The organism is Mesorhizobium sp. P3_A2 (genome assembly GCF_056403115.1).
Genome location: NZ_JBFUGC010000008.1, coordinates 209478 through 234380, shown reverse-complemented (window position 1 = coordinate 234380; position 24903 = coordinate 209478). Strand labels below are relative to the sequence as shown.

Below are 24903 nucleotides of genomic sequence, written 5' to 3'. Positions count from 1 at the left end.
GATGACGGCTATCGCTCCCGGCACGACCCCAAGTTCTTCGCCGCGCAGCAGTGCCGCGCGGGCCCGACTGCTGCGCAGCCTGTTGCCGGCGCTGTCGCTGGCGCTGGTGCTCATCGCCATTGCCTGGCTCAACCCGCGCGCCATCAGCTATTTCGGCTTCAGCCTGATGCTCAATCTGGCGATCCCGATCGCGCTGGCGACGATCGCGCAGATGTTCGTCATATCAGGCAATGAGCTCGATTTGTCGATCGGGACCTTTGTCGGTTTTGTCGGCTGCGTAACCGCGACCTGGCTGAAGGATGCGCCGCTGCTCGGGGTGGTTGTCCTGCTCGGCGCCATAGGCGTCTATGCGCTGCTCGGCGCGCTGATCCATCTGCGCAATCTGCCGTCGATCGTGGTGACGCTGGGCATGAGCTTCGTCTGGCAAGGGCTGGCCATCCTGGTTCTGCCCAAGCCGGGTGGCAAGGCGCCGGACTGGCTGCTGGCGCTGATGTCGTTCAAGCCGCCCTTCATTCCATTTCCGATCATCGCCGCGCTGGTGATCGCAGCGGTCGTGCATTTCGGCCTGATGCGCACCTCCTATGGCGTCATCCTGCGCGGCTCGGGCGGCAATCCGGCGGCGCTCAGGCGCGCCGGCTGGTCGTTGCTGCGCACCAAGATCGTGCTGTTTGCGCTGACCGGCCTGTTCGGCGTTCTGTCCGGCATGGCGCTGATCGGCATCACCACTTCGGCCGACGCCAATATCGGCAATGGCTACACGCTGCTGGCAATTGCCGGCGTCATTCTCGGCGGTGGCGAATTCGTCGGCGGCCGGGTGTCGCCGATCGGCGCCGTGCTCGGCGCGCTGACGCTGGCGCTGGCCGCGTCGCCGCTGCTCACCTTCATGCACATTCCGCCGGACTGGCAGGTCGCCGCCAACGGCGCCATCCTGATCATCGTGCTGGCAGCTCGCGTTCTGATCAGCCGCAGGGAGAGGTAGCGATGACATTTGTGAAATCGCTTACCGCCAAACCCTGGATCTGGTCCTTCCTCGGCGCGTTGCTGGTCTGGTTGGCGACCATCTCCTTCACCGGCGGCTACGGCGGCGGCGGCATGGTCACGGCGGCACTTTCGCTCGCTGTCTTCACCGTCATCGTCGGCGTCGGCCAGATGTTTGTCATCACGCTCGGGCCCGGCAATGTCGACCTGTCGCTGCCGGCCAATATCGGGCTCGCCAGCGCCGTCGCCATGAAGGTGATGGATGGCAGCGATTCCATGATCGTTGTGGGCTTGATTGCCGCGCTCGCCTGCGGCGCTGCCATCGGCGCCGTCAATTATCTGCTGATCTGGGCGCTGCGCATTCCGCCGATCATCGCCACGCTGTCGGCGAGCTTCATCATCCAGTCGATCGATATCAGCTATGGGCGCGGCTTGCAGATCAAGCCGCCGCCGGGCTTTGCCGACTTCGCCAACTGGCAGGTCCTTGGCATTCCGGTGGTGGCGATCCTGACCGTGCTGTTCACCATTGCTGCTGCCATCGCCTTGCAGCGCATGATCTATGGTCGCTCGGTGCTGGCGATCGGCCAGAACATCCGTGCCGCGTGGCTGGCCGGCGTCAATGTCGGCCGCACCCGCTTCCTCACCTACACGCTTTCGGGCGCGCTCGGCGGCATCGACGGCGCGCTGCTTGCCGGCTATTTCCGCGGCGCCAATGTCGACATCGGCAACGAGTATCTGCTGGCCTCCATCGCGGTCGTCGTCATCGGCGGCACCTCGGTTGCCGGCGGCAAGGCCAATGTGCCCGGCGTCTGGGGCGCGGCGCTGTTCCTGGTGCTGCTGTTGACCATGCTCAACACATTCGGCGTCAGCGCCGGCGTTCGTCTGTTGCTGACCGGGCTGATCATCGTCGGTGTCATCACTGTGGCCGGTGGCGAGAAGGCCTCGCGATAAATCGCGCCAAATTTGACCATGTGGACAAAAGTCCGCACCCGTTCCATAGTTCCGCGTCTGATTTCAGAACAGCCGGCTCGACACGGTTGTCAAACAGAGGGGCACTTGATGGAAAACCGGAAAAACAAATTGCAATCGACCGGCCTGTCGCGGCGCGACGTGCTGGAACTCGGCGCGCTTGGCCTGGCTGCGGCCATGCTGCCGACTGCCGCCTTCGCCAAGGACAAGAAGCTCAAGGTGGCGGCGATCTTCGCCACGCCGATCGAGGAGCCGTGGGACAACCAGATCCACGTCGCCTTGCAGAAGGCCGAGAAGGAACTCGGCATCGAATACAAATGGTCGGAAAAGGTGCAGACCGCCGATTTCAGCCGCGTCATGCGCGAATATGCGCAAGGCGGCTACCAGCTGGTGCTGGGCGATGCCTTCGCCGCCGAGCGTGAATCGCGACGCTCGGCAAAGCAGTTCCCGAAGACCGCCTGGCTGTTCGGTTCCGGCGCCGGCCCGGCCGAACCCAATTTCGGCGTCTTCGACAACTGGATCCATGAGCCCGCCTATCTCTCCGGCATCATCGCCGGCAAGATGTCGAAATCCGGCACGATCGGCGCGGTGGCGGCGATGGGCATTCCGGAAGTGAACCGGCTGGTCAACGCCTTCTTCGCCGGCGCCAAGGAGGTCAATCCGAACATCAAGAAGAAGGTCGCCTTCATCGGCTCGTTCTTCGACCCGCCCAAGGCCAAGGAAGCCGCTGTCGCCCAGATCGATGCCGGCGTCGACGTCATCTATGCCGAGCGCTTCGGCGTCATCGAAGCGGCGGTGGAGAAGAAAATCCTCGCCATCTCCAACATGTCCGACCAGTCGAGCCTCGGCCCCGACACGGTCATCACCGGCCCGGTCTGGGACATGTATCCAACGGTCGAGCAGGCGATCAAACTGGTCAAGGCCGGCGTCTTCACCGCGCAGGACTATGGCGATTTCTCGCGCATGGCCAAGGGCGGTTCGTTCCTAGCGCCCTACCACAAATTCGACAAGACACTGCCGGCCGACGTCAAGGATCTGGTCGAGAAGAAGAAGGCCGAGATTCTGGAAGGCAATTTCCGCGTGGATGTGGACGAGAACACGCCGGTTTCGGATTAGGCGCCGGCTTCCCCCTCCCCCTTGAGGGGAGGGTGGCCCGCAGGGCCGGGTGGGGTCCTCTGCGAAGTGCTCCATCCTGCTAAGTCATAGGTTGAGGCAGTTGAGGCGACCCCACCCGCCTCGCTTCGCTCGGCACCCTCCCCTCGAGGGGGAGGGGTATCAGCGCAGGAGCACCCTTGTCCGCCCCTCTCATCGAAATGCGCGGCATCACCAAGAGCTTCGGCGCCGTGAAGGCGAACGAGGGCGTCGACCTCAGCGTGGCCCCGGGCGAAATCCTCGGCCTGCTCGGCGAAAACGGCGCCGGCAAGACGACGCTGATGAATGTGCTGTTCGGCGCCTACGCGCCGGATGCCGGCGAAATCCTCGTCCAGGGCGAGCCTGTTCGGATCACCAGTTCGGCCGATGCGCTGGCCGCCGGTATCGGCATGGTGCACCAGCATTTCCATCTGGCGCCGCGGCTGACCGTGCTGGAAAACCTGCTCATAGGGATTCCTGGCAAATCCGGCCGCATCGATCGCGCCGGCGGGCTTGCCCGGTTGTCCGACATCAGCAGACAGCATGGGCTGACGCTGGATCCCGATCTGCCGGTCTCGGCGCTGTCGGTCGGCGAACAGCAGCGGCTGGAAATCGTCAAGGCGCTGTTTCGCGGCGCAAAGCTGCTGATCCTCGACGAGCCGACGGCGGTGCTGGCGCCAAGCGAGGTCGACGGGCTGTTTTCGGCGTTGAGGTCGATGGCGGCGCAAGGGCTTGGCATTATCTTCATTTCGCACAAGCTCAACGAGGTGCGGGCGCTGACCCACCGCTGCACCGTGCTGCGGCATGGCCGTGTCGCCGGCCGCGTCGACGATCCGGCCAACACGACGTCGGCGGAAATGGCGCGGCTGATGTGCGGCCACGAAATCGTACCGCCGGCGAGGGGGCCGTCAACGCCGGGTGCTGCGGTGCTGACGCTTGACGGTATTTCCACCTCACGGCATTCGGGCACGCCGCTGCGCGACATCTCCCTTGCCGTTCGCGCCGGCGAAATCCTCGGCATTGCCGGCGTCTCCGGCAATGGCCAGCGGGCGCTGGCCGAGGTGATTTCCGGCACACGGGTGCCTGATGCCGGTGCGATGACGATAGCCGGCAAACCGGTGACGCGGTTCTCGCCGCGAGAGATGCAGGCGCTCGGCCTCGGCCGCATCCCGGAAGACCGCATGACGACCGGGCTGGTGACCAATCTGCCGCTCGCCGATTCCATGGTGCTGCCGCGTATCGGCACCGAAGCCTTCAGCCGCAAAGGGCTGCTCAAGCCGGATGCGATCCGCGCCTTCGCCGAAGAACAGATCAAGGCCTATGATATCAGGTGCCCCGGGCCGATGACCCGCGCCGGCGCGCTGTCGGGCGGCAATCTGCAAAAGGCGCTGCTTGCGCGCGAGCTTGCCTTCGACCCGAAGGTTCTGATCGTCTCGCAGCCGACGCGCGGCCTTGACATCGGTGCTGCCCGTTTCATCCAAGAAAAGTTCCTTGACATGCGCGCCAAGGGCTGCGGCATCGTCGTCATCGGCGAGGATCTGGAAGAGTTGCTGGTGCTCTGCGACCGCATCGCGGTGATGTATGAGGGCCGCATCGCCGGCACGCTCGACAGCGCCGAGGCGACGATCGCGCGGCTGGGGCTGCTGATGACCGGGGCGGAGGGGAGGGCTTGAACTATGTCGTTGGCTAACTTCCTCGGATATCGCCCACAAAATATTGCTCGCGGCGTCAGCGCTGCCCCTCACCTGCCTGCCGGCATCCTCTCCCCGTATAGAGACGGGGAGAGGGGCGCTCTCACCACGGCTTTCGCTAATCGCTGGCGTTGCAGCAAAAGTGCCGAGGCCGCAAACAGCCCCCTTCTCCCCGTCCCTATACGGGGAGAAGGTGCCGACAGGCGGATGAGGGGCGGCGACAACGCCGGATACATCGGTGGGACGGCTGCGCCGAGGGCGGAGGGCCATAGCTGATGTTCCGTCTCGAAGCCCGCACCTCGACCCCTGCCTGGTTCAACTTGGCGCTGCCGATCATCGCCATCGCTGCCACGCTTGTGCTCTGCAGCGGCCTGATCGCTCTGGCCGGCGCTGGGGTGCTGGAAGCTTATGGCGTGATGCTGTCGGCCTCGTTCGGCGATAGCTATGCCATCACCGAAACACTGGTGCGCGCCGCCCCGATGATCTTCACCGGGCTGGCGGTCGCCGTCGCGTTCCGGGCCAAATTCTGGAACATCGGCGCGGAAGGCCAATTGCTGGCCGGCGCCGTGGCCAGCTGCTTTGTCGGCGCCATCCCGATGCCGGGGGCGCTCGCCATCCTGTTGATGGCGCTGGCGGGTGGGGCCGCCGGTGCAGCTGTCGCGCTGGTGCCGGCGACGTTGCGTGTAAAATTCAAGGTCGATGACGTCGTCAGTTCGCTGCTGCTCAATTCGGTCATCTACTACGCGCTGATGGCGCTGATCGAGGGGCCCTGGAAGGACTCCTTCAGCGGCTATCCGATCTCGCCGCCGATCGAGGATTCGGCGAATTTCCCGGTGCTGCTCGAAGGCACAAGGCTGCATCTCGGCGTCGTCGCGGCGCTGGTCGCAGCACCCTTGATCTGGTTCCTGATCGTGCGTACCACGCTCGGCTTCTGCATCCGGGTCACCGGCGAAAGCCCGGAGGCTGCCCGCTATGGCGGCATTCCTGTCGAGCGCGTGCTGATCTCGACGGCGCTGCTGTCGGGCGCGCTGGCCGGGCTCGCCGGTGTCGGCGAGGTCGGCGGGGTGCATTTCCAGGTGATGAGCGACGTCTCGCCGGGCTATGGTTATTCCGGCATCGTTGTTGCCATGCTGGCCAGGCTCAATCCGCTCGGCGTGGTGCCGGCTGCGATCTTCCTCGCCGCCGTCATGACCGGCGCCGAGGCGATGTCGCGCGCCACCGGCGTTCCGGCCTTCCTCAGCGATGTCATCCAGGGAACCGCGCTGCTTGCCATGCTGGTGGCGCTGCTCTTCACGGCCTATCGCATCCGCCGCGTCGGAGCAGCGTCATGAGCGCGGTGTTCGAACAGATCTTTCAGGTCGGCTTCCTCGCTGCCATCATCCGTATCGCCACGCCGCTGGCTTTCGCGACGCTCGGCGAAATGTTTTCCGAGCGCGCCGGCGTGCTCAATCTCGGCATCGAAGGCATCATGCTTTTGTCGGCAATGACCGGCTTCACCGCCGCCAGCCTGAGCGGCAGCCTGTGGTTTGGCATATTGGCCGCGGTGCTGACCGGCATGCTGATGGGCGCGCTGCATGCGCTGTTCACGGTGGCGTTGGGCCTCAGCCAGCATGTCTGCGGCATCGGCGTGACCTTGTTCTCGTCGGGTCTTGCCTATTTCCTCTACCGGCTGATCTTCGGCCAGCAATCGGTGCCGCCGAGCATCAGGGGTTTTCAGACCCTGCCGATTCCGATCCTCTCCGACATTCCCGTTCTCGGCCCGGCGGTGTTCAACCAGTTTGCGCTGGTCTACATGGCGATCATCGCCATCCCGCTCGCCGCCTTCGTTCTCTACCGCACACCCTGGGGCCTGTCTGTGCGCATGGTCGGGGAAAACCCGCGCGCGGCCGACTCGGCCGGGGTCAGCGTCATTGCCACGCGCTTCCAGGCCGTCATCCTCGGCGGTGCGCTGATGGGGCTGGCCGGCGCTTTCCTGTCGATGGCGCAGTTCAACGCCTTCACCTTCGGCGTGGTATCGGGCCGCGGCTGGGTGGCGATCGCGCTGGTCGTGTTCGGTCGCTGGGACCCGTGGCGCTCGGCCGGTGCGGCACTGCTGTTCGCCTTCGTCGATGCCTTGCAACTGCGCATGCAGGCGAGTGGGCTCGGGCATATCCCTTATGAGGCGTTCCTGATGCTGCCGTTCATCTTCACGATCGTGGCGATGGCCGTGATGTCGCGCAACGCGGTGGCGCCGTCAGCGCTGCTGAAGCCGTTTCGACGGGAAGAGCGGTAGGCCGGCAGGACTGGCGCCCTTCCTCTCCCTCCGGAGGGGGGAGAGGTGGCGCCGCGAAGCGGCGACGGAGTGGGGGAAGGCGCTCATGAAGCCCACGGCCGCCGAAAAATAGGAACGACGAAGCGAGTGCGCCACCTCTGGCAGGCGGATTTGGTGAACAGTCGACCCCCACTCCGTCGAGCTGCGCTCGACACCTCTCCCCCGATCGACGGGGGAGAGGAAGGGCGCCAAGCTGTCCCCGGGGCGAGGAACCAGAACCTGGAAAGTCTCACATCGCCGTAAAACCATTATCCACAAACAGATGCGTACCGTTGACGAAGCTGGACTCGTCGCTGGCCAGATACAGCGCGGCCTTTGCAACCTCTTCGGGCTCACCGATGCGACCCTGCTGCGCGGCAAGCGCTGCGTCTGAAACATCGACGCCGAGCTTGCCGAGATCGGCAACCTCGCGCAGGCCGTGCGGGGTGCGGATGAAGCCGGGGCAGACGGCGTTGCAACGGATGTTGCGGTCGCGGAACTCGACCGCAATCGCCCGCGCGAACATGTGGCAAGCGCCTTTTGTGGTGTCGTAGAGCACCTCCATCGGTGTCGCCGCCACCGCCGAGATCGACGAGGTGCAGACGATCGAGCCGCCGCCGGCGGCGATCATGCCGGGCAGCACGGCGCGGGTCATCAGGAACATCGAGCGGACATTGACGGCATGCAGCCAGTCCCACTCCTGCAGCGTCGTTTCCAGGAACGGCTTTATCACGATGGTGCCGGCATGGTTGAACAGCACGGTGGCCGGGCCAAGCTTGGCCGTCGCCGCCTTCACCGCCGCCTCGACTTGCGCTTCATCAGAGACATCGGCGACGAAATGCTCGGCCACATGTCCCCGCGCGCGTATCGTCGCTGCGGTGGCGGCAGCCGCATCGCCGTTGCGGTCGATGATTGCGACCTTGGCGCCTTCGGCCGCGAACAATTCCGACGCCGCTCCGCCCATGCCCGTCGCGCCGCCCGAGATGATGGCGACCTTGCCGGCCAATCTTGAACCCATATCTTCTGCTCCCCATACCCGGTTGAAATCGTCTGCTTTTACGCGGGAATGGCGATGCTATCCCCGATGTGAAGGCCGGCCAAGCGGGCTGGTCGCTTGCCGCGAATTGCGGCCTCCCAGCAATCTCAGACCAATTCACGCTGGAGATTGAGAAAATTGTTCTGCGTATTGCCAAAAAATAGCAATCGACAAAGTCTACTGATTTTATAGATTAACCAGCGAGACGGAGGTCGATATGTCCTATATCCAGAACGCCGAGACGGATCGCAGCAGCCAGAGGCTGGCCAATGCCCAGGCTTTTCGCCCGGCCTATGCAGGCGCTTTCGCCTATCTCGTCTTTGCCCTTGCGTTCGCGTTCACCGGGGCAGTCGTGCTCGGCCTGATCCCCTGATCCGTTCAGGCCGAGAGGGTGGCGACCTACCGCTTTCAGGTAACCGGAGTTGATGAACCGAATGCGGCTGCGCTTTGGCGTGGACCGCTTTGCTTTATGCATGTGGGCGACATGCATCCAACGTGATGGAGGAGATGGCAATGCCGATCGAGTTCACGCATGTTCCCGGTAAAACGCATGCCGCCGACGCCGGTTCGGCCGTACCTTTCTTCTATGATTTCGTCGAGACGGCGACAAAGCTGTCGCTGATCGAGGATTCCGGCTTCCAGAGGATCGTCGTCGACGACCAGGCCGGGCTGTTGACCAATATGGACATTGCCGCCCAGGCGCTCGACCGCACCTCGTCGCTGGAAGTGGTGCTGACGCATTGGGCCGGCGTGATCGCGCCCGCGGTTGCGGCGCGGCAGCTGGCGGCGCTCGACGCCAGGAGCGGCGGCCGGCTGTCGCTTCGGATGCTGAGCGAACCGCTCGACGACGACGATGCCGATGCGCGTCCGGTCGGCCACACGGTGGTCTGGCAGCGCATCGACGAATATCTGGTACTGTTGAAGCGGCTGTGGTCGAACGACAAGCCCTTCGACCATGAAGGCGCCTTTTACAGCATCAAGGGCGGCTACGTGCCGCGCAAGGGGCCACATGGCGCCGATATCACCATCCGTATGGGTGGCCAGTCCGGCACCGCGCTCAAGGTCGCCGGACGGCATGCCGATGTGTTCGAACTGCCGGCGGGTTCGCTCGACGAGATCCGCCAGCTGATGGAGCGGGCGCGCAGCGCCGCCGCCGAACATGGCCGCGCCGGCAAGGTGCGTTTTGCGCTTCCAGTCCGCATTCGTGCCGAAGGCAGCGTCTCCACCGGCGCCCACAAGGCCGTCGAGCTTTCCGGGCCGCCGGCGCAGATCGCTTTGTCGCTGCTGCCCTATGCGGCGCTGGGCATAAGTGAATTCATGATCGTCGGCATGGATCGGCCGCGCGAGATCGCCGGCGTCGGCCGCGAGACGATCGCGCTCTTACGCAACTCGCTGGCGCGCGGTGAGGCCGAGGTGCCGCAGCCAGGCGCGTTTGCATCGCGGGCCGGGTCGGACATTCACGCAGCACGGTAACTGCAACAAGGCAGGCTTCTAGCCTGCCTTGCCGCTCAGTCGCGCCAGCGCGGCAAGGACGGCGCGTGAATCCGCCAGTGCGCCGAAAACCCCATCCTCCACCGTCACCATATGCAGCGCCGCCTCATGCGCGTACTGGTCACCGCTGGCGCAGGCGTCGGCGATGGTCAGGCACTGGAAATTGCGGTCGCAGGCCTCGCGCAGCGGTGTGGACGCAGACATCGGTCGTGCAGCCCGAAAACATCAGATGCGTGATGCCTCGTGCGCGCAACACCAGTTCGAAATCGGTATAGGTGAAGGCGCCGTTGCAGGTCTTGTCGACGATGATGTCGTCGGGCGCGACCTCGATGTCGGCGACGATCTGGAAGCCGGGGCCGGAGCGCAGCAGCACGTCGGTGGCTTCGAGGCCCGCCCGCTTGCGGCGCCATTTCTCGTAAGGCGTCATGTCGGCCATGTCGCTGCGATAGCCTTGCCTGGTGTGGATGATGGTGAGGCCGGCCGACCGTGCGGCCGCGATCAATCGGTTGACCGTCGGCAGGATGGCGCGCAGCGGCGCAGGGTCATACCCTTTCCTGGCGAAATAGCCCGATGCCGAGAGAAAATCCTCCTGCAGGTCGATGACCAGCAGCGCGGTATTTTGCGGCACAAGCTGGCCGTCATAGGGGAAATCGAAGGGTGTCGCCTTGATCATCGGCTGCTTGCCTCAATTGCTGCCCGGCATCGTGGCCCAGCAACGCCGCCGCCGTCCATCCCTCAGTGCGACGCGGCAAGGTAGACCGACACAAAGACGATGCGCCGGTATCGCGCCAAAGGTCTGTTGGCCAAAAAGCCATCTTGTTTGTTGACTAGTAAACTCATGTTTTATAGTCAAGCGGGGGCGCGGCCGCCTGAATTGGTTTCCAGCGGCTGTGCCGTTTGAGAGAAAGCCAGAATCCGTGGCTGGTATTTTCGGCGTCGAGATGGGGGTGTTTGCGATCCCGTCACCGGCCCGCCCATCGGTTACGGGCAATGACGAAGCGAGGACGAAGCGTGTCCAGAAATGGTTTGTTGGCGGCGCTGGCCGCGGTCGTGCTGTCTGCCGGCAGCGCTGCTGCGCAAGAGCAGCCGAGCACGCAACCGGCCACGCAGCCCAGGGATACGACGGAACCAACAGCAACCGCCCAGCCGGCGCCAGTCTCGTCGCCAGCGGCGGTGGAAAAGGCGGCACCGGCTGCGCTTGCCGCGCAGACGTTACCAGCTGCCGGACAAGTCGCGCCGGCTGCGCCAGTGCCGGCCAGCCAGCCCGGCGCAACCGCGCAGCCTGATCCCTCGGCGATTTCGCTGACCCTGCCGCACGACCTGTCGCCCTGGGGCATGTTCATGGCCGCCGACATCATCGTCAAGGCGGTGATGATCGGGCTTGCTTTCGCCTCCCTCGTCACCTGGACGGTCTGGCTGGCCAAGTCGCTGGAAATCCTGTTCGGCAAGCTCGGCGCCCGGCGAGCGGCGCGCGCCATCGGCAATGCCGCCACCTTGCTGCAAGCCAGTCGTGCGCTGGGCAACAGCGGCGGCCCCGGCGCGCTCCTGGTGCAGGCAGCCGAGCAAGAGGCAGCGCTTTCGGCCGGCGCACTCGACCACGTCACCGGCGACGGGCTGAAGGAACGCGTGACGTCGCGGCTGTCGCGCATCGAAGCAGCGGCGGCGCGGCGTATGTCGCGCGGCACCGGCGTGCTGGCGACGATCGGCTCGACGGCGCCGTTTGTCGGCCTGTTCGGCACCGTCTGGGGCATCATGAACGCCTTTATCGGCATATCGCAGGCGCAGACTACCAATCTCGCCGTCGTCGCGCCCGGCATCGCCGAGGCGCTGCTGGCCACCGCGATGGGGCTGGTCGCGGCTATTCCGGCTGTTGTCATCTACAACGTGTTTGCGCGCTCCATATCCGGCTACCGGCAGATCCTTGCCGATGCCTCGGCCGGCGTCGAACGGCTGGTCAGCCGCGATCTTGATTTCCGCACGGTGCCGCAGGCGCCCGCGCTGGCGGCGGAGTGATGGGCCATGGCGGCTAGAATTCGCGAGACTATCGACGGCGATCTCGAGGAAAACCACGAGATCAACGTTACGCCGTTCATCGACGTCATCCTGGTGCTGCTGATCATCTTCATGGTCGCGGCACCGCTGGCGACGGTTGACATCAATGTCGATCTGCCAGGCTCCACCGCGACGCCGGCACCGCGGCCGGAAACACCGCTGTTCCTGACGCTGAAGGACGATCTGACGCTAGCGATCGGCAATGACGGCGTGCCGCGTGCGGCCTTCGCCGCAGTGCTCGACGGCAAGACGAAGGGCGACAAGCAGACCCGCATCTTCCTGCGCGCCGACAAAGCGGTCGGCTATGGCGAGCTGATGGAGGTGATGAATCTGCTGCGCGGCGCCGGCTACCTGAAGATCGCGCTGGTCGGGCTGGAGACGGTGCCGGCGGATCCGGCGGCGCCGCAACCAGGCGCTATCCCATGACGCATTTGGCCGCCGCCGTTCCCATGGCCGATCCGCCGCGTACAGGCGCGCGCGAGATCGGTTTGTGGACGGCTGCGGCCATTCTCATTGTCGGCGCGCATGTCGCGATCGCCTATGCCGTGCAGAATTTCAGCCTGGCCAACGAGATGGATGGCGGCCCGCCGCCGGCGGTGGCGATCGAACTGTCGCCGATGATGGTCGCACCGGCGGTGCCTGAGGACACGATGGCCGATGTGGTGACGCCGGAGCCGACGAACCAGGTCGAGGAGACCGTCGCCGACGCAAGACCCGTCGTGGAACCGGACGTCGACAAGCCGGAGCCGGTTACCGATGAGGCGGAAGCGGTTCAACCCGACCAGACCGCTCCGATCGAGACAGCAGCGGCCGAACAGCCCGATCAGGCGCCGCCGCTGGACGAGGTGGTGCCCGACATCATCCCGACCGTGGTGCCGGACGTGGTCATTCCGCTGCCGCAGGCCAAGCCGGTGGAGGACAAGCCGGTCGAGAAGGCAAAGAGGACGGTCGAAAAGCCCAAGCCGCGCCCGAAGAAAGAAAAGAAGGAAAAGGCCGCGCCGCCGAAAGCGGTCGTGACCGCCAGTGTCGATGCGAAGGCAGCGGCGAAAGCGTCGGCGCCGAAGGCCTCGCAATCGAGTGGATCATCAGTCAGTGCAAGCAAATGGAACTCACAGCTGATCGGATGGATCAATCGGCACAAGCGCTACCCGAGCGCGGCAAGGTCGCGGCGCGCCGTGGGTACCGCAAATGTGACCTTCGTCGTCAGCGCCTCGGGCAAGGTGACCTCCGTCCGGCTGACACGATCTTCGGGGGACGCGGATCTCGATCGCGCCGCGCTTAGCATTCTGCAGGGTGCGACGGTGCCCGCGCCACCGCCTGACAAGGCCGGTACGGCTGTCGTGGCGCCCTTGATGTTCACTCTGCGGTAACCATCCGCGGGCAAACGGGCCCAATTCTGAGCTTGGCAGGTGGAACGGTCAAAGGATGCGGACCTTGCGGCCCGCATCCAGTGTTCGTTCGCGCGCCATGCGGCGAGAAGCCAAGCCCGTTCTCGGCATTCTTGCCGCGCACGATCAGCACCATGGCAAGCGGAAGGATGGCGACTCCGATACCTCGCCTCGCTCGGCCACCTTTTCGTGAAGCTGAACGGGTTGAACCGCTCGCCTGTTTGCCTAGGTAAAGAGCGTGGCCGGGCGCATTGCAGATCCGACAATCGGTATGACATTTTCCTGTATTAGAAAGCTTGTCCTTCCTGTTCTTGTCGTCGGCGTCCAGTCTTCCTGCGTCATTCCCGACGATACATCACGCATCGCCAAGGTTGAGCCCACGGCGGCGGCGGCCCGCAAGGAGATGGTCGGCCTCAGCGAAGCCGACGTTCGAATGTGCGCTGGCTTTCCGACCGCCACCGCAGACGTTGGCGGGTCTGGCCAGATCTGGACCTACAAGCGCGTCGTTCAGCGCGGCAATCTCAGCATTGTCGTCCCAACCATGGCGGTAGGCGCGATCCCGGCGGTCGGCGGCTCAGTCAATGTCGCTCCCGGCGGTTATTGCGACACGCAAATTCGTATGGTCGACGGCCGCGTCGCCGAAGTCGCCTACGCGGGCGACAACAATTTGCCGAACAAACGGGACGCGCTTTGTGTCAGTACGGTGGACGCCTGTGTGGCCTATGCCCGCCAAAACAGTCAAAGAGCGACAGCCAGATAGCCGGTCACGGCTGATTGGCGAGCCGTGGCGTTGCATGTCGACGCCGGTAAGGGCTTGACTGACCCGCCGGACCGAATACGCTAGCGCAAAATACCGGCTTTGGTCGCCGGGCGGCAAATATGCCTCGTATGCCTCGCCCCTGCGGCGCTGGCTGCGGGGCATTGTCATTTCTGGGGTTCTGTTTGAAACGGCGTATCGAGATCGGCATCCTCTATTCGCGCTTGGGCAGCTATCAGCTGGTCTCCGATGCCTGCCGAATGGGCGCCATGCGCGCCATTGCCGACATCAATGCCGACCGCAGCTACGGCATCGAACTGGTGCCTATCGAGCGCGATCCGCAAAGCAATGCGGATCGCTATGCGACGCTCTGCGAAGACATCTTCAAGACCAGCAGCGCCCGCCATGTCGTCGGCTGTGTCACCTCGTGGAGCCGCAAGGAGACGATCCCCGTGCTGGAGAAGGCGGGCGGCATGCTCTGGTATGCCTGCCCCTATGAAGGCTTCGAGGCCAACGAGCATGTCGTCTACATGCACGCTTGCCCCAACCAGCATCTGGTGCCGCTGATGGCGCATGTCGTGCCGCGCTTCGGTGCCAACGGTTTCCTGCTGGGGTCCAACTACATCTGGGGCTGGGAGATGAACCGCGTGGCGCGCGACCTCATCGCCGATGCCGGCGGCAAGGTGCTGGGCGAGCGCTATCTGCGCATCGGCGAGACCGATGTGTCGCGCCTGATCGCCGAAATCCGGGCAACGCGGCCGAGCTTCATCCTCAACAATCTGATCGGCACCTCGTCCTATGCCTTCCTGGCCGCCTATCGCGATCTGGGTGATGAGGATTCGGCCTTCCGGTCGGAAAACTGCCCGGTCATTTCCTGCAACCTCACCGAGGGCGAACTGCCGGCGATCGGCGAAACGGGCAAAGGACATCTGTCGGTCGGGCCGTATTTCGCGCCGCGGCCGGCGGCCTTCGCCTCGTCCTTCGAGGCCTCCGCCTATGCCTCGGTGCAAGTGATGGCCGACGTGCTGTCGCGCGACGCCGACGCCGGCCCGGCGGAGTTTTCGAAGGCTTTCGCCGAGCGACGCTTCTCGACCCGGCTCGGGCCGATCTCCATCGACGCCCATTCCCAGCATGCGACGCTGCCGGTGATTATCGGGCGGATCGCGGACGGCTTCTTCGAGGTCGTCAGCCGCGAGGACGAGGTTGCGCCGGACCCCTATCTGTCGCGCTACGACCCGGCCAAGACGTTCGGCCGTCCGCGCCTGAGGGTGGTGTCGTGACGAGGGCGCGCATCCCCAATCTCGGCGGCGCCAGGGCCTTCATCTTGCATCGCCCGCACCCGACGGTGCAGGCCATCACAAGACAATTGTCGGCCATCGGCCTGATCACTGTCGACTGCTGGCCGGAATTGCCGCCCGAGGCGCTGGCGGCAGATTTCGTCTTCTTCGACGCCGATCTCGGCTTCGACGAGCAATTCCCGTGGCAGCCGGGCGAGGCGCCGATGCCGCTGGTGGCGCTGATCGGCTCCGAGGCGCCCGGCCGCATCGAATGGGCGCTGTCGCACAAGGCCGATGCGCAACTCTTGAAGCCGGTCGGCAATGCCGGTGTGTACAGCGCGCTTCTGATCGCGAGGCAGAGTTTCGAGGCGCGAAAACATTTAGCCGGCGAAATTGCTTCGCTGCGCCACCGCGTCGCCGAGCGCCAGACCATCGTGCGGGCGGTGGCGGCGCTGTCGAAGGGCAGCGACGACGAGCGCGCCTATGCGCAGCTGCGCTCGCTGGCGATGAGCTGGCAGATCAGCGTCGAGGATGCAGCGCGCCGGATCGTGGCGATGACAAGTGAGGAAGGAACGGGCGAGGAAGCAACGGGTGAAGAAGGCGGCGATGACCAGTCCTATCGCGCCTGATTTCCCCACGCCTGTCCGCATGCCGGTCAAGCCGCGCGCCGGCGTCTGGCGCCGGCTGATCAAACGCCGGCTGGCGCTGCTCGGGCTGGTCATTGTTGCCATCGTCGTCGCCGGCGCCATCCTGGCGCCGTGGCTGACCGGCTACGATCCCAACGAGCAGATGTTCGACGGCCTGACCATCGAGGGGGCGCCCTTACCGCCGAGCGCCCAGTACTGGCTCGGCACCGACCTGCTCGGCCGCGACCTGTTGACCCGCATCCTCTACGGCGCCCGCACCTCGCTGATCATCGGCATTGTCGCCAATGGCGTGGCGCTTCTGATCGGCACGCTGGTCGGCGTCACCGCCGGCTATTTCCGCGGCTGGGTCGGCAGCGCGCTGATGCGCTTCACCGATCTGATGATGGCATTCCCAGCCCTGCTGCTCGCCATCTGCCTGGCGGCGGTGTTCCAGCCGAGCCTGTGGATCGTCGCCATGGTCATCGCGCTGGTCAACTGGGTGCAGACCGCGCGCGTCATCTACACCGAAACATCCTCACTCGCTGAGCGTGAATTCATCGACGCTGAACGCACTATCGGCGCCGGTGCGCCGCGTATCCTGTTTCGCCACATCCTGCCGCATCTCCTGCCGACCATCATCGTCTGGGGCACGCTCGGCATCTCGACCACGGTGCTGCTGGAAGCGACTCTCTCCTTCCTCGGCATTGGCGTGCAGCCACCAACGGCGTCGTGGGGCAACATCATTTTCGAAAACCAGACCTATTTCCAGGCCGCACCCTGGCTGGTGTTCATCCCCGGTGCGGCGATCCTGGCGCTGGCGCTGGCCTTCAACCTGATCGGCGATGCGCTGCGCGACATCCTCGATCCGACGCAAAGAGGCCGGGCATGATCGCCTATCTCGGCCGCCGCCTGATCCAGTCGCTGCTGATCCTGCTCGGCGTCTCGCTGATCACCTTTGCGCTGCTCTACCTCTTGCCGGCCGACCCTGTGCGCCAGATCGCCGGCCGCAGCGCCACGCCGCAGACGGTCGAAAACATCCGCCAGCAGCTCGGCCTCGACCAACCCTTCGTCGTCCAGTACTGGCACTATCTGACAAAGCTTGTCAGCGGCGATCTCGGCCGCTCCTACATCCAGCGCTCAGAAGTCACCGAACTGATTGTCTCTCGGCTACCGGCAAGCCTGCTTTTGATGGTCGGCGCCATCCTGTGCGAATTGCTGATCGGCCTGAGCATGGGCCTGATCGCCGCCGTCAAGCGCGGCACCGCCACCGACCAGACCTTGATGGTCGCTTCCTTCGTCGGCGTCTCGGCGCCACAATTCGTCGTCGGGCTGTTGCTGCTCTACGTCTTTGCGGTGCGGCTGAGCTGGTTTCCGATCGGCGGCTACGGCACCTGGCGGCATCTGGTGCTGCCGTCGCTCACCATGGGTATCCTCGGCGCCGGCTGGTATGCGCGCATGATGCGCTCGTCGATGATCGACGTGCTGCGCCAGGATTATGTCCGCACAGCCCGCGCCAAGGGTCTTGCACGAAGCGCCATCATCTTCCGCCACGCACTGCCCAACGCCATCCTGCCGGTCATTGCCATGATCGGCATCGACATCGGCATCTTCATGGGCGGCATCGTCGTCGTCGAAAGCGTGTTCGGCTGGCCCGGCATCGGCCAGCTGGCGTGGCAGGCGATCCAGCGCGTCGACATTCCGATCATCATGGGCGTCACGCTGGTGTCGGCATTCGCCATCGTGCTCGGCAATCTGCTCGCCGACATCATCGCGCCGTTCATCGACCCCCGCATCAAGCTCAGATGAAAAACAACAAACCGAATAACAAAACAGAGAAAGGGAACATGTGATGAAGAGATTTCTGACATCCACCGTCGCGGCCTCAGCGCTCGCGCTGATGCTCGGCACTGCAAGCGCACGCGCCGAAGACACCGTCGACCCGAACGCCAAGCAAGGCGGCGAGATTGTCGCCACATACAAGGACGACGTCACGACGCTCGACCCGGCGATCGGCTATGACTGGCAGAACTGGTCGATGATCAAGAGCCTGTTCGACGGGCTGATGGATTACGAGCCGGGCACGACCAATCTGAAGCCGGACCTTGCAGAAAGCTACGAGATTTCGCCCGACGGCAAGACCTTCACCTTCAAGCTGCGCCACGGCGTGAAATTCCACAATGGCCGCGAGATGACCGCCGACGACGTGAAATACTCGCTCGACCGCGTCACCAACCCGAAGACGCAGAGCCCCGGCGCCGGCTTCTTCGGCTCGATCAAGGGTTATGACGATGTCGCCGCCGGCAAGGCCGAAGGCCTGTCGGGCGTCACCGTCGTCGACCCCTACACAGTCAAGTTCGAGCTGACTCGTCCCGACGCCACCTTCCTGCATGTCATGGCCATCAACTTCGCTCATGTCGTGCCGAAGGAAGAGGTCGAGAAATACGGCGCCGATTTCGGCAAGCATCCGGTCGGCACAGGCGCCTTCAAGCTCGCCGAATGGACGCTGGGGCAGCGCATCGTCTTCGAGCGCAACCCGGGTTACTGGCACAAGGGCCTGCCGCATTTGGACAAGATCACCTTCGAGGTTGGCCAAGAGCCAATCGTGGCGCTGTTGCGCCTGCAGAAGGGCGAGATCGACCTGGCTCTCGACGGCATTCCGCCGGCCAAGTTCCAGGAGGTGATGTCCGATCCAGAGCAAAAGTCGCACGTCATCGAGGGCGGCCAGTTGCACACCGGCTACATCACCATGAACACAACGATGGCGCCCTTCGACAATGTGAAGGTGCGGCAGGCCGTCAACATGGCGATCAACAAGGCACGCATCGTCCAGATCATCAACAACCGCGCGGTGCCGGCCAACCAACCGCTGCCGCCATCGATGCCGGGCTACGACAAGGAATTCAAAGGCTATCCCTATGACGTCGCCAAGGCCAAGGTGCTCCTTGCCGAGGCTGGTCATCCCGAGGGCTTCGAGACGCAGTTGTTCGCCATGAACACCGATCCCAATCCGCGCATCGCCCAAGCGATCCAGCAGGATCTGGCGGCGATAGGCATCAAGGCCAGTATCCAGGCGCTGGCCCAGGCGAACGTCATTGCCGCCGGCGGCGACAAGACCGGTGCGCCGATGATCTGGTCCGGCGGTATGGCCTGGATCGCCGACTTCCCGGATCCGTCGAACTTCTACGGCCCGATCCTCGGCTGCGCCGGTGCGGTGCCCGGCGGCTGGAACTGGTCGTGGTATTGCAACAAGGATCTCGACGCCAAGGCGGCCGAAGCCGACTCGATGACCGATCCGGCGAAGTCTGCGGAGCGCAACAAGATGTGGAGCGGGATCTACGACAAGATAATGGCGGACGCGCCCTGGGCGCCGGTGTTCAACGAGCAGCGCTTCACCATTAGGTCCGCGCGCATGGGCGGCGCCGACAATCTCTATGTCGACCCCGTCCATGTCTTCATCAACTATGACAATGTGTACGTAAAAGATGTGCAGTAACTGCGACTACACCATCCACGGGCGCCATCACCATTTCGGCTGGGACAACTCCTTTGTCCCAGCCGAGCGGGTGGCGCCCGGCGCGACCATCGAGTTCCAGTGCCTCGATGCAGGGGGCGGCCAGCTTCAGGCCGACAGCACGGTCGCCGACGTCGCCAAGCTCGACTTCGAAAGGGTCAATCCGGTGACCGGACCGATCTTCGTCGAGGGTGCGGAGCCGGGCGATGCGCTGAAGGTGACGATCGAAATGTTCAAACCGTCCGGCTTCGGCTGGACGGCGAACATTCCGGGTTTCGGCCTGCTTGCCGACGATTTTACAGAGCCGGCGCTGAACATCTGGAAATACGACGCCGCCTCGCTCGAGCCGGCGCTGTTCGGTAAACATGCGCGCGTGCCGCTGAAGCCTTTCGCCGGCACCATCGGCAACGCCCCGGCTGAGGTGGGGCTTCATTCGGTGGTGCCGCCGCGGCGCGTCGGCGGCAATCTCGACATCCGCGACCTCGCCGCCGGCACCACACTCTATCTGCCGGTGGAAGTGGCGGGTGCCCTGTTCTCGGTTGGTGATACGCATGCCGCGCAAGGCGACGGCGAGGTCTGCGGCACGGCGATCGAAAGCCCGATGGACGTCGTGCTCAAGCTCGATCTGGTCAAGGACGCCAGGCTGAAGACGCCGCGCTTCACCACGTCGGGCCCGGTGACGCGCCATCTCGACGCCAAGGGTTATGAGGTAACGACCGGCATCGGCCCGGACCTGATGATTGGTGCGAAGGAGGCGGTCGCGCAGATGGTCGACCTGCTGGCTGGGCGGTACCAAATCGATCCGGTCGAGGCTTATATGCTGGTTTCGGTGTGCGGCGACCTTCGCATCAGCGAGATCGTCGACGTGCCGAACTGGGTGGTATCGTTCTATTTTCCGCGCTGCGTGTTTGAATGACGTCAGGTCGGTGCCGCACCCCCACCCCGCTGCTTCGCAGCGACTTGCAGGGGCGAGCCACGGGTCTCGCCCGTCCTTCGGACCCCCACAAGGGGGAGGGTAGAGCGCTGGCGCCCTACCTCCCCCTTGTGGGGAGGTCGGACCGAAGGTCCGGGTGGGGGTCGCGCCGGAATAAATCCTTCGCGGGATTGGCTTCGCGATGACCGGCGAAACAAACCCCGTCCTTGACATCGCCAACCTCTCCGTCAGCGTGCGTGGCGAGGACGGTGAGCGGGAGGTTGTCTCCAACCTGTCGCTGACGCTGGCGCGTGGCGAGACACTCTGCATTGCCGGCGAGTCTGGCTCCGGGAAGTCGATGACCGCACTGGCGATCATGCAACTCCTGCCGCAGCCGGCTGCGCGTATTTCGTCCGGCAAGATCCATCTCGGCGACACCGATCTGGCAACCCTCGACGAGCGCCAGATGCGGCGCATCCGCGGTGACCGCATCGCCATGATCTTCCAAGAGCCGATGACCTCGCTCAACCCGGTGCTGTCGATCGGTCGGCAGCTGACCGAATCCATCGAGGCGCATACCAGCCTGTCGCAGGCCGAGGCCCGCCAGCGCGCCATCGAAGCGCTCAAGGCGGTGCGCATCTCTGAAGCCGAAAGCCGGCTAAAACAGTTTCCGCATGAGCTGTCCGGCGGCATGCGCCAGCGGGTGATGATCGCCATGGCGCTGGCGCTCGAGCCCGATGTGCTGATCGCCGACGAACCGACGACGGCGCTGGACGTAACCGTGCAGGGCGAGGTGCTGGAACTGTTGCGCGACCTGCAGCGTCAGCACGGCACCAGTGTCATCTTGATCACCCACGATATGGGCGTGGTCGCCGAAATGGCCGACCGCGTCATCATCATGCGGCATGGCCGCATGGTCGAGGAGGGCAAGACCGCTGATATCTTTGCCCGACCGCAGGCCGATTACACGTGCGAACTGCTGGCCGCCGTGCCGCGCATCGGCAGCGGCGTCGGGCGGCAGAAATCCAGGGATGTGCTTGAAGCCTCAAAACCGGCCAATGTCGCCGAGGTCAACGGCTTGCATGTCCGTTTCGATCTGCGCGGCGGCATCTTTGGCCAGGTCACCCGCCGCGTCCACGCCGTCGAAGGCGTCAGCTTCTCGATCGCGCCCAACGAGACGCTGGCGCTGGTCGGCGAATCGGGTTGCGGCAAGTCGACCACCGCCAAAGCGCTGGCAGGGCTGGTGCCGTATAGCGGTGACATCGTTATTGGCGGGCGCAATCTTTCCGGTCTCGGCCGCGTCGAGCGCAAGGCGGTGCGCCGCGACGTGCAGATGATTTTCCAGGACCCGTTCGCCTCGCTCGATCCGCGCATGCGTGTCGGCGATCTCGTCGCCGAGCCGATGGTGATCCACGGCATCGCCTCGAAGGACGAGCGCCGCGATCGCGTGGCAGCGCTATTCGAGCGCGTCGGCCTGTCGGCCGACCAGATGGAGCTCTATCCGCATGAATCCTCCGGCGGCCAGCGCCAGCGCGTCTGCATTGCACGGGCGCTGGCGCTGCGGCCAAAGCTGATCATCGCCGATGAAAGCGTTTCGGCGCTCGACGTCTCGGTACAAGCGCGCGTGCTCGACCTGCTGAAGGAATTGCAGCGCGAATTCGGCGTCGCATATCTCTTCATCTCGCATGACATGGCGGTGGTGGAGAACATCTCCGATCGCGTCGCCGTCATGTATCTCGGCCAGATCGTCGAAATGGGCACACGCGACCAGGTGTTTTCCAACCCGCGCCATCCCTACACCAGGCGGCTGATCGAAGCCGTGCCGGTGCCAGACCCGGCGCAGCGCAGAACCCGATTCGCCCGCCTCGACCAGGAGATACCGAGCGCGACCCGCAAGGTCGGCGAAGCGCCGCTGAAGCTGGCGCTGAACGATGTCGGCAACGGCCATCTCGTCGCTGCCGAGGGCTGAGGCCGGTTCGGTGCCTCAGCCGTGTTCGACGGCCCTATGCCAGGGCGATGCGGCAGAATTTTTCGCCCGCCCGGTTGTACCCGTTTTGCCGCGGCCTCGCGTTCGCGAAGGGCTTCCCCTCTCGGGTGCCAAGCGCTGCAGTTCTTGCAGCGGCCGAAAGTATGCCGCCATCGGAATGCCGGCATTGCAGCTATTCTTTTACCTTGTTCGGACCAACCAGGCGTTGTCGTCTTCGGATTTACCGCACCTTAGGCTGACAGCGGCCACGATAAATCAGGCGTCAGAGCCCAAGGGGACAAACAATCTTGCTCAAGGCGGTTCTGCAGCTGCTGCCGGGTCGGTTCATGGACGTGCGCATGCGCGTGTCCGACGGCTACGAGACGCGCGTCGTCGAGCGGCCCGGGCGCTGGATGAAGCCGGAAGAGCTGGACCAGTTGAGCAGCGATCTGCGGCTGGTGGCGTCGAAGACGCTGAAAGCCGGCAGCCTGACCTATGGCGTGTTTTCCGGCGATCGCAGTCGGCTGGAACATTCCATCATCACCATCGTCTACAGGCGCAGCGGCGGGCGGCCGATCGCCTTCAACGCGCTGGCGCTGATGGAGATCTCGCTGGCCGGCAAGCCCTATGAGGTGCTGCATCTGGGCCTAGTCATGGTCGATCCGGACGAGCGCAGCCGGGGCCTCAGCTGGATCCTCTATGGCCTCACCTGTTTCCTGATGTTTTTGCGCAATCAGCTGCGGCCAATCTGGATCTCCAACGTCACCCAGGTGCCCGCCGTCGTCGGCATGGTCGCTGAAGCCTTCACCAATGTGTTTCCGGGACCCCATGCCGGCGCGCGGCGGTCGCTGGCCCATGTGCTTCTGGCGCGGCAGATCATGGCGCGCCATCGCCATGTCTTCGGGGTCGGCCCGGAGGCCGGTTTCGACGAAGAGCGCTTCGTCATCACCAATGCCTATACTGGCGGTTCGGACGATCTGAAGAAGACCTTCGACGAGGCGGCCAAGCACCGCGACGAGGCCTTTAACGAGTTCTGTCAGAAAGAGCTCGACTATGGGCGCGGCGATGATGTGCTGCAGATCGGCCAGATGAGTCTTCAGGCCGCGCGCACCTATCTCGCCGACGCGGTGCCGCGCGGCTCGCTTGCCGCACTTGCCGTGGCGGGCGCCGCGGCCACGTTGCAGCGACTCATCCTGCCGGTGGTTCACTGGGCCGACTCCAGCCGCCAATGGAATGTGTTGCGACCATGGACGCGCTAGGTTTCAGCTATGAGGAGTTCACGACCCGCAACATCGGGTTCGTGACGCAGGCCCAGCAGGCCAGCTTCATGCTCAAGCTGATGGCAGCGGAGCCATGAGTTTCGACGATACGCTCGTCGCCGACACCATCACCTCGCTGGCGGCGCTGGCAGGCCTGCTGATCGTGATCTCGATCGTCGGCGGACGCGACACAAGGGATCCGCTGTCGCGGCGCTTCCTGTTTGGCCTCAGGGTGCTGGCGGTGCTGCTCGCCTGCCGCATCCTCGACTGGACTACCGGTCTCGCCCTCTTCCGCTTCGTCACCATCGCCGCGGCGGGCCTGTTGCCGCTGGCTGCCCTCCTGCTGACCGAAGGCCTGCTGCGCCGGCACGCGCCGTTCGCGCTCAAATTCTTCGCCGCCGGCGGTGCTGCGCTGTTCTTCCTGCTGGCGCTGATCCCGGAACGCTTCGCCGAGCCATGGCGGATGGCGATCCTTCTGGCCTTCCAGTTCTGTGGCTTTCTCGCCATCGGCTGGCTGGTGATGACGCGCGACCGCGACAGCCTGTCGGCGGCCGAAAACCGCACGGTGGAGCGCATGGCCCTGTCGCTGCTGTTGATCCTCCCGTTCATGGTCACCGATTACCGGCCCGGCCTGTTCGAGGTGCCGGTGCGACTTGGCGGCATCGCCATCCTGTTCCTGTGCTGGCTAACGATCGGTCTCGGGCGGGCGAGCCTCGGCCATCGCGACACGATCGGCGCCTTCGCCGTCATCGCGCTGGGCTCGGTGTTTGCCGGGCTGGCGCTGGGCGGCATCGACGATCTCGGTTGGCGCGGCAGCGTGCAGGGCGTGGTGATCGTGCTTTCGGCGACGCTGCTCGCCGTCATCTACAATGACAGCGTCAGCCTCACCGCCGAAAAACGCCGCGACTCGCTGCTGAAACATATGGCCGAGGGCGATCTCACCGATTCGGCGCGCTTCCTGCGCGGGCTGCAGCACCACATCCTCGTCGACGGCGCCTTGATCCTGCCGGCCGCCGACCTCGGCGATTTCGACCTCAAGGTGTTGGCGCGGGCGCTGGAGCAGGAGCCCGTGCGCTCGCTCGCCGACGTGCAGCCGGATGCGCCTGTCGACCAGGATATACGCGAGCAGCTGGCCTGGCTGTTCGAGAAATACGAGGCGACGCATGTGCTTCTGGCGACGCTCGAGCCGCTGACATTGGTGGCGCTCAACATGCCGGCGCTGGCCTCGTCGCCGGGGCTGGAGATGGAGCTGCGCGCCGTCCAGCGCATGGCGATGTTGATCGCGCAGCGGGAGGCGAAACTGTAGGATGGACAACGCTTTGCTTTCCCGCATCGTCGCCACCGCCAATCTGGCGCTGTCGGTGCACAACACGCAACCGGCGCGCTCCGTGGCTGATCATGCGCCAAGTGCGGAGATTTGCAGCCGGCATTTCGCCATTCCGCCCGAGCGGCGGCTGATCAATGTGCTGCGGGCCGGTGTCGCCGGTGCGGTGCCGAAACGGGCGCGGCTGCCGGTACAACTGGTCATCACATAAACAAAACAGGCCGGCGTCATGCGCCGGCCTGTT

The 24903-nt window shown here is 64.7% G+C and carries 23 protein-coding genes and 1 pseudogene; 22 read left to right on the top strand and 2 right to left on the bottom strand.

What is annotated here, in order from left to right:
* The first annotated feature begins 1 nt into the window (after position 1).
* The 6 genes from AC1DXM_RS19870 to AC1DXM_RS19845 all read left to right on the top strand — a co-directional run bounded on the left by AC1DXM_RS19870 (position 2) and on the right by AC1DXM_RS19845 (position 7041).
* On the top strand, positions 2–979 hold the full coding sequence (locus tag AC1DXM_RS19870; RefSeq protein ID WP_477235412.1) for an ABC transporter permease: 978 nt from the start codon (positions 2–4) through the stop codon (positions 977–979).
* 2 nt (positions 980–981) lie between these two features.
* Positions 982–1929: an ABC transporter permease gene (locus AC1DXM_RS19865; RefSeq protein WP_477235410.1), complete on the top strand. Its 948-nt coding sequence runs from the start codon at positions 982–984 to the stop codon at positions 1927–1929.
* Between the two features lie 108 nt (positions 1930–2037).
* Positions 2038–3063: a BMP family protein gene (locus AC1DXM_RS19860; RefSeq protein ID WP_477235409.1), complete on the top strand. Its 1026-nt coding sequence runs from the start codon at positions 2038–2040 to the stop codon at positions 3061–3063.
* Between the two features lie 176 nt (positions 3064–3239).
* Complete coding sequence (locus tag AC1DXM_RS19855) at positions 3240–4751, top strand: ABC transporter ATP-binding protein (protein WP_477235407.1); 1512 nt, start codon at positions 3240–3242, stop codon at positions 4749–4751.
* A gap of 293 nt (positions 4752–5044) precedes the next feature.
* Positions 5045–6100 carry an ABC transporter permease gene (locus AC1DXM_RS19850; RefSeq protein WP_477235405.1) on the top strand — a complete coding sequence of 352 codons (1056 nt, stop codon included), beginning with the start codon at positions 5045–5047 and terminating at the stop codon, positions 6098–6100.
* Positions 6097–7041 (top strand): ABC transporter permease, encoded by a 945-nt coding sequence (locus AC1DXM_RS19845; protein WP_477235403.1) that lies wholly within the window; start codon positions 6097–6099, stop codon positions 7039–7041. The genes AC1DXM_RS19850 and AC1DXM_RS19845 overlap by 4 nt, the downstream gene beginning before the upstream one ends.
* Before the next feature lie 268 nt (positions 7042–7309).
* On the opposite strand, the gene AC1DXM_RS19840 is transcribed toward AC1DXM_RS19845, so the two are convergent.
* On the bottom strand, positions 7310–8077 hold the full coding sequence (locus tag AC1DXM_RS19840) for an SDR family NAD(P)-dependent oxidoreductase (protein WP_477235401.1): 768 nt from the start codon (positions 8075–8077) through the stop codon (positions 7310–7312).
* A 235-nt stretch (positions 8078–8312) separates the two neighbouring features.
* Here AC1DXM_RS19840 and AC1DXM_RS19835 point away from each other — a divergent pair, with 235 nt between their 5' ends.
* Both AC1DXM_RS19835 and AC1DXM_RS19830 read left to right on the top strand, forming a co-directional pair.
* Positions 8313–8468: a hypothetical protein gene (locus tag AC1DXM_RS19835; RefSeq protein WP_112561314.1), complete on the top strand. Its 156-nt coding sequence runs from the start codon at positions 8313–8315 to the stop codon at positions 8466–8468.
* Between the two features lie 140 nt (positions 8469–8608).
* Entirely contained in the window at positions 8609–9568 is a 960-nt protein-coding gene (locus AC1DXM_RS19830) for an LLM class flavin-dependent oxidoreductase (RefSeq protein WP_477235399.1), read from the top strand.
* Between the two features lie 18 nt (positions 9569–9586).
* Here AC1DXM_RS19830 and AC1DXM_RS19825 read toward each other — a convergent pair.
* Positions 9587–10259: pseudogene (locus tag AC1DXM_RS19825) on the bottom strand (cysteine hydrolase family protein).
* A gap of 338 nt (positions 10260–10597) precedes the next feature.
* On the opposite strand from AC1DXM_RS19825, the gene exbB reads away from it, so the two are divergent.
* From exbB to AC1DXM_RS19755, 14 genes are all read left to right on the top strand, one after another.
* Positions 10598–11599 carry a tonB-system energizer ExbB gene (gene exbB / locus AC1DXM_RS19820; protein ID WP_477235397.1) on the top strand — a complete coding sequence of 334 codons (1002 nt, stop codon included), beginning with the start codon at positions 10598–10600 and terminating at the stop codon, positions 11597–11599.
* 6 nt (positions 11600–11605) lie between these two features.
* Positions 11606–12064, top strand: a complete 459-nt coding sequence (gene exbD, locus AC1DXM_RS19815; protein WP_477235395.1) for a TonB system transport protein ExbD — start codon at positions 11606–11608, stop codon at positions 12062–12064.
* Positions 12061–13008 (top strand): energy transducer TonB, encoded by a 948-nt coding sequence (locus AC1DXM_RS19810; RefSeq protein WP_477235393.1) that lies wholly within the window; start codon positions 12061–12063, stop codon positions 13006–13008. The genes exbD and AC1DXM_RS19810 overlap by 4 nt, the downstream gene beginning before the upstream one ends.
* Before the next feature lie 256 nt (positions 13009–13264).
* The gene (locus AC1DXM_RS19805; protein ID WP_477235391.1) at positions 13265–13786 is read left to right on the top strand and encodes a hypothetical protein; all 522 of its coding nucleotides are present in this window, start codon (positions 13265–13267) and stop codon (positions 13784–13786) included.
* Positions 13787–13968: 182 nt separating this feature from the next.
* A complete protein-coding gene (locus tag AC1DXM_RS19800) occupies positions 13969–15063 on the top strand; it encodes a transporter substrate-binding protein (protein ID WP_477235389.1) in 1095 nt (364 codons plus the stop codon).
* Positions 15060–15689, top strand: a complete 630-nt coding sequence (locus tag AC1DXM_RS19795) for an ANTAR domain-containing response regulator (protein WP_477235387.1) — start codon at positions 15060–15062, stop codon at positions 15687–15689. Before AC1DXM_RS19800 ends, AC1DXM_RS19795 begins: the two co-directional genes overlap by 4 nt.
* A 19-nt stretch (positions 15690–15708) precedes the next feature.
* Positions 15709–16575, top strand: coding sequence for an ABC transporter permease (locus AC1DXM_RS19790; RefSeq protein ID WP_477235625.1), 867 nt, complete (start codon positions 15709–15711; stop codon positions 16573–16575).
* A complete protein-coding gene (locus AC1DXM_RS19785) occupies positions 16572–17492 on the top strand; it encodes an ABC transporter permease (protein WP_023815305.1) in 921 nt (306 codons plus the stop codon). The genes AC1DXM_RS19790 and AC1DXM_RS19785 overlap by 4 nt, the downstream gene beginning before the upstream one ends.
* A 43-nt stretch (positions 17493–17535) precedes the next feature.
* A complete protein-coding gene (locus AC1DXM_RS19780) occupies positions 17536–19179 on the top strand; it encodes an ABC transporter substrate-binding protein (RefSeq protein ID WP_477235385.1) in 1644 nt (547 codons plus the stop codon).
* Complete coding sequence (locus tag AC1DXM_RS19775) at positions 19169–20113, top strand: acetamidase/formamidase family protein (RefSeq protein WP_477235383.1); 945 nt, start codon at positions 19169–19171, stop codon at positions 20111–20113. Before AC1DXM_RS19780 ends, AC1DXM_RS19775 begins: the two co-directional genes overlap by 11 nt.
* A gap of 199 nt (positions 20114–20312) precedes the next feature.
* Positions 20313–22079, top strand: a complete 1767-nt coding sequence (locus tag AC1DXM_RS19770) for an ABC transporter ATP-binding protein (RefSeq protein WP_477235381.1) — start codon at positions 20313–20315, stop codon at positions 22077–22079.
* A 305-nt stretch (positions 22080–22384) separates the two neighbouring features.
* Entirely contained in the window at positions 22385–23335 is a 951-nt protein-coding gene (locus tag AC1DXM_RS19765) for a hypothetical protein (protein ID WP_477235379.1), read from the top strand.
* A gap of 94 nt (positions 23336–23429) precedes the next feature.
* Entirely contained in the window at positions 23430–24641 is a 1212-nt protein-coding gene (locus tag AC1DXM_RS19760) for a hypothetical protein (protein ID WP_477235377.1), read from the top strand.
* Between the two features lies 1 nt (position 24642).
* The gene (locus AC1DXM_RS19755; RefSeq protein WP_477235375.1) at positions 24643–24870 is read left to right on the top strand and encodes a hypothetical protein; all 228 of its coding nucleotides are present in this window, start codon (positions 24643–24645) and stop codon (positions 24868–24870) included.
* The last annotated feature ends 33 nt before the right edge of the window (positions 24871–24903 follow it).

What these genes read in the sequence shown, in the direction of transcription:
- AC1DXM_RS19870 (WP_477235412.1), top strand. Translation starts at nt 2, where the DNA reads ATGACGGCTATCGCTCCCGGCACGACCCCAAGTTCTTCGCCGCGCAGC.
- AC1DXM_RS19865 (WP_477235410.1), top strand. Translation starts at nt 982, where the DNA reads ATGACATTTGTGAAATCGCTTACCGCCAAACCCTGGATCTGGTCCTTC.
- AC1DXM_RS19860 (WP_477235409.1), top strand. Translation starts at nt 2,038, where the DNA reads ATGGAAAACCGGAAAAACAAATTGCAATCGACCGGCCTGTCGCGGCGC.
- AC1DXM_RS19850 (WP_477235405.1), top strand. Translation starts at nt 5,045, where the DNA reads ATGTTCCGTCTCGAAGCCCGCACCTCGACCCCTGCCTGGTTCAACTTG.
- AC1DXM_RS19845 (WP_477235403.1), top strand. Translation starts at nt 6,097, where the DNA reads ATGAGCGCGGTGTTCGAACAGATCTTTCAGGTCGGCTTCCTCGCTGCC.
- AC1DXM_RS19840 (WP_477235401.1), bottom strand. Translation starts at nt 8,077, where the DNA reads ATGGGTTCAAGATTGGCCGGCAAGGTCGCCATCATCTCGGGCGGCGCG.
- AC1DXM_RS19835 (WP_112561314.1), top strand. Translation starts at nt 8,313, where the DNA reads ATGTCCTATATCCAGAACGCCGAGACGGATCGCAGCAGCCAGAGGCTG.
- AC1DXM_RS19830 (WP_477235399.1), top strand. Translation starts at nt 8,609, where the DNA reads ATGCCGATCGAGTTCACGCATGTTCCCGGTAAAACGCATGCCGCCGAC.
- exbD (WP_477235395.1), top strand. Translation starts at nt 11,606, where the DNA reads ATGGCGGCTAGAATTCGCGAGACTATCGACGGCGATCTCGAGGAAAAC.
- AC1DXM_RS19810 (WP_477235393.1), top strand. Translation starts at nt 12,061, where the DNA reads ATGACGCATTTGGCCGCCGCCGTTCCCATGGCCGATCCGCCGCGTACA.
- AC1DXM_RS19790 (WP_477235625.1), top strand. Translation starts at nt 15,709, where the DNA reads ATGCCGGTCAAGCCGCGCGCCGGCGTCTGGCGCCGGCTGATCAAACGC.
- AC1DXM_RS19785 (WP_023815305.1), top strand. Translation starts at nt 16,572, where the DNA reads ATGATCGCCTATCTCGGCCGCCGCCTGATCCAGTCGCTGCTGATCCTG.
- AC1DXM_RS19780 (WP_477235385.1), top strand. Translation starts at nt 17,536, where the DNA reads ATGAAGAGATTTCTGACATCCACCGTCGCGGCCTCAGCGCTCGCGCTG.
- AC1DXM_RS19775 (WP_477235383.1), top strand. Translation starts at nt 19,169, where the DNA reads ATGTGCAGTAACTGCGACTACACCATCCACGGGCGCCATCACCATTTC.
- AC1DXM_RS19770 (WP_477235381.1), top strand. Translation starts at nt 20,313, where the DNA reads ATGACCGGCGAAACAAACCCCGTCCTTGACATCGCCAACCTCTCCGTC.
- AC1DXM_RS19760 (WP_477235377.1), top strand. Translation starts at nt 23,430, where the DNA reads ATGAGTTTCGACGATACGCTCGTCGCCGACACCATCACCTCGCTGGCG.
- AC1DXM_RS19755 (WP_477235375.1), top strand. Translation starts at nt 24,643, where the DNA reads ATGGACAACGCTTTGCTTTCCCGCATCGTCGCCACCGCCAATCTGGCG.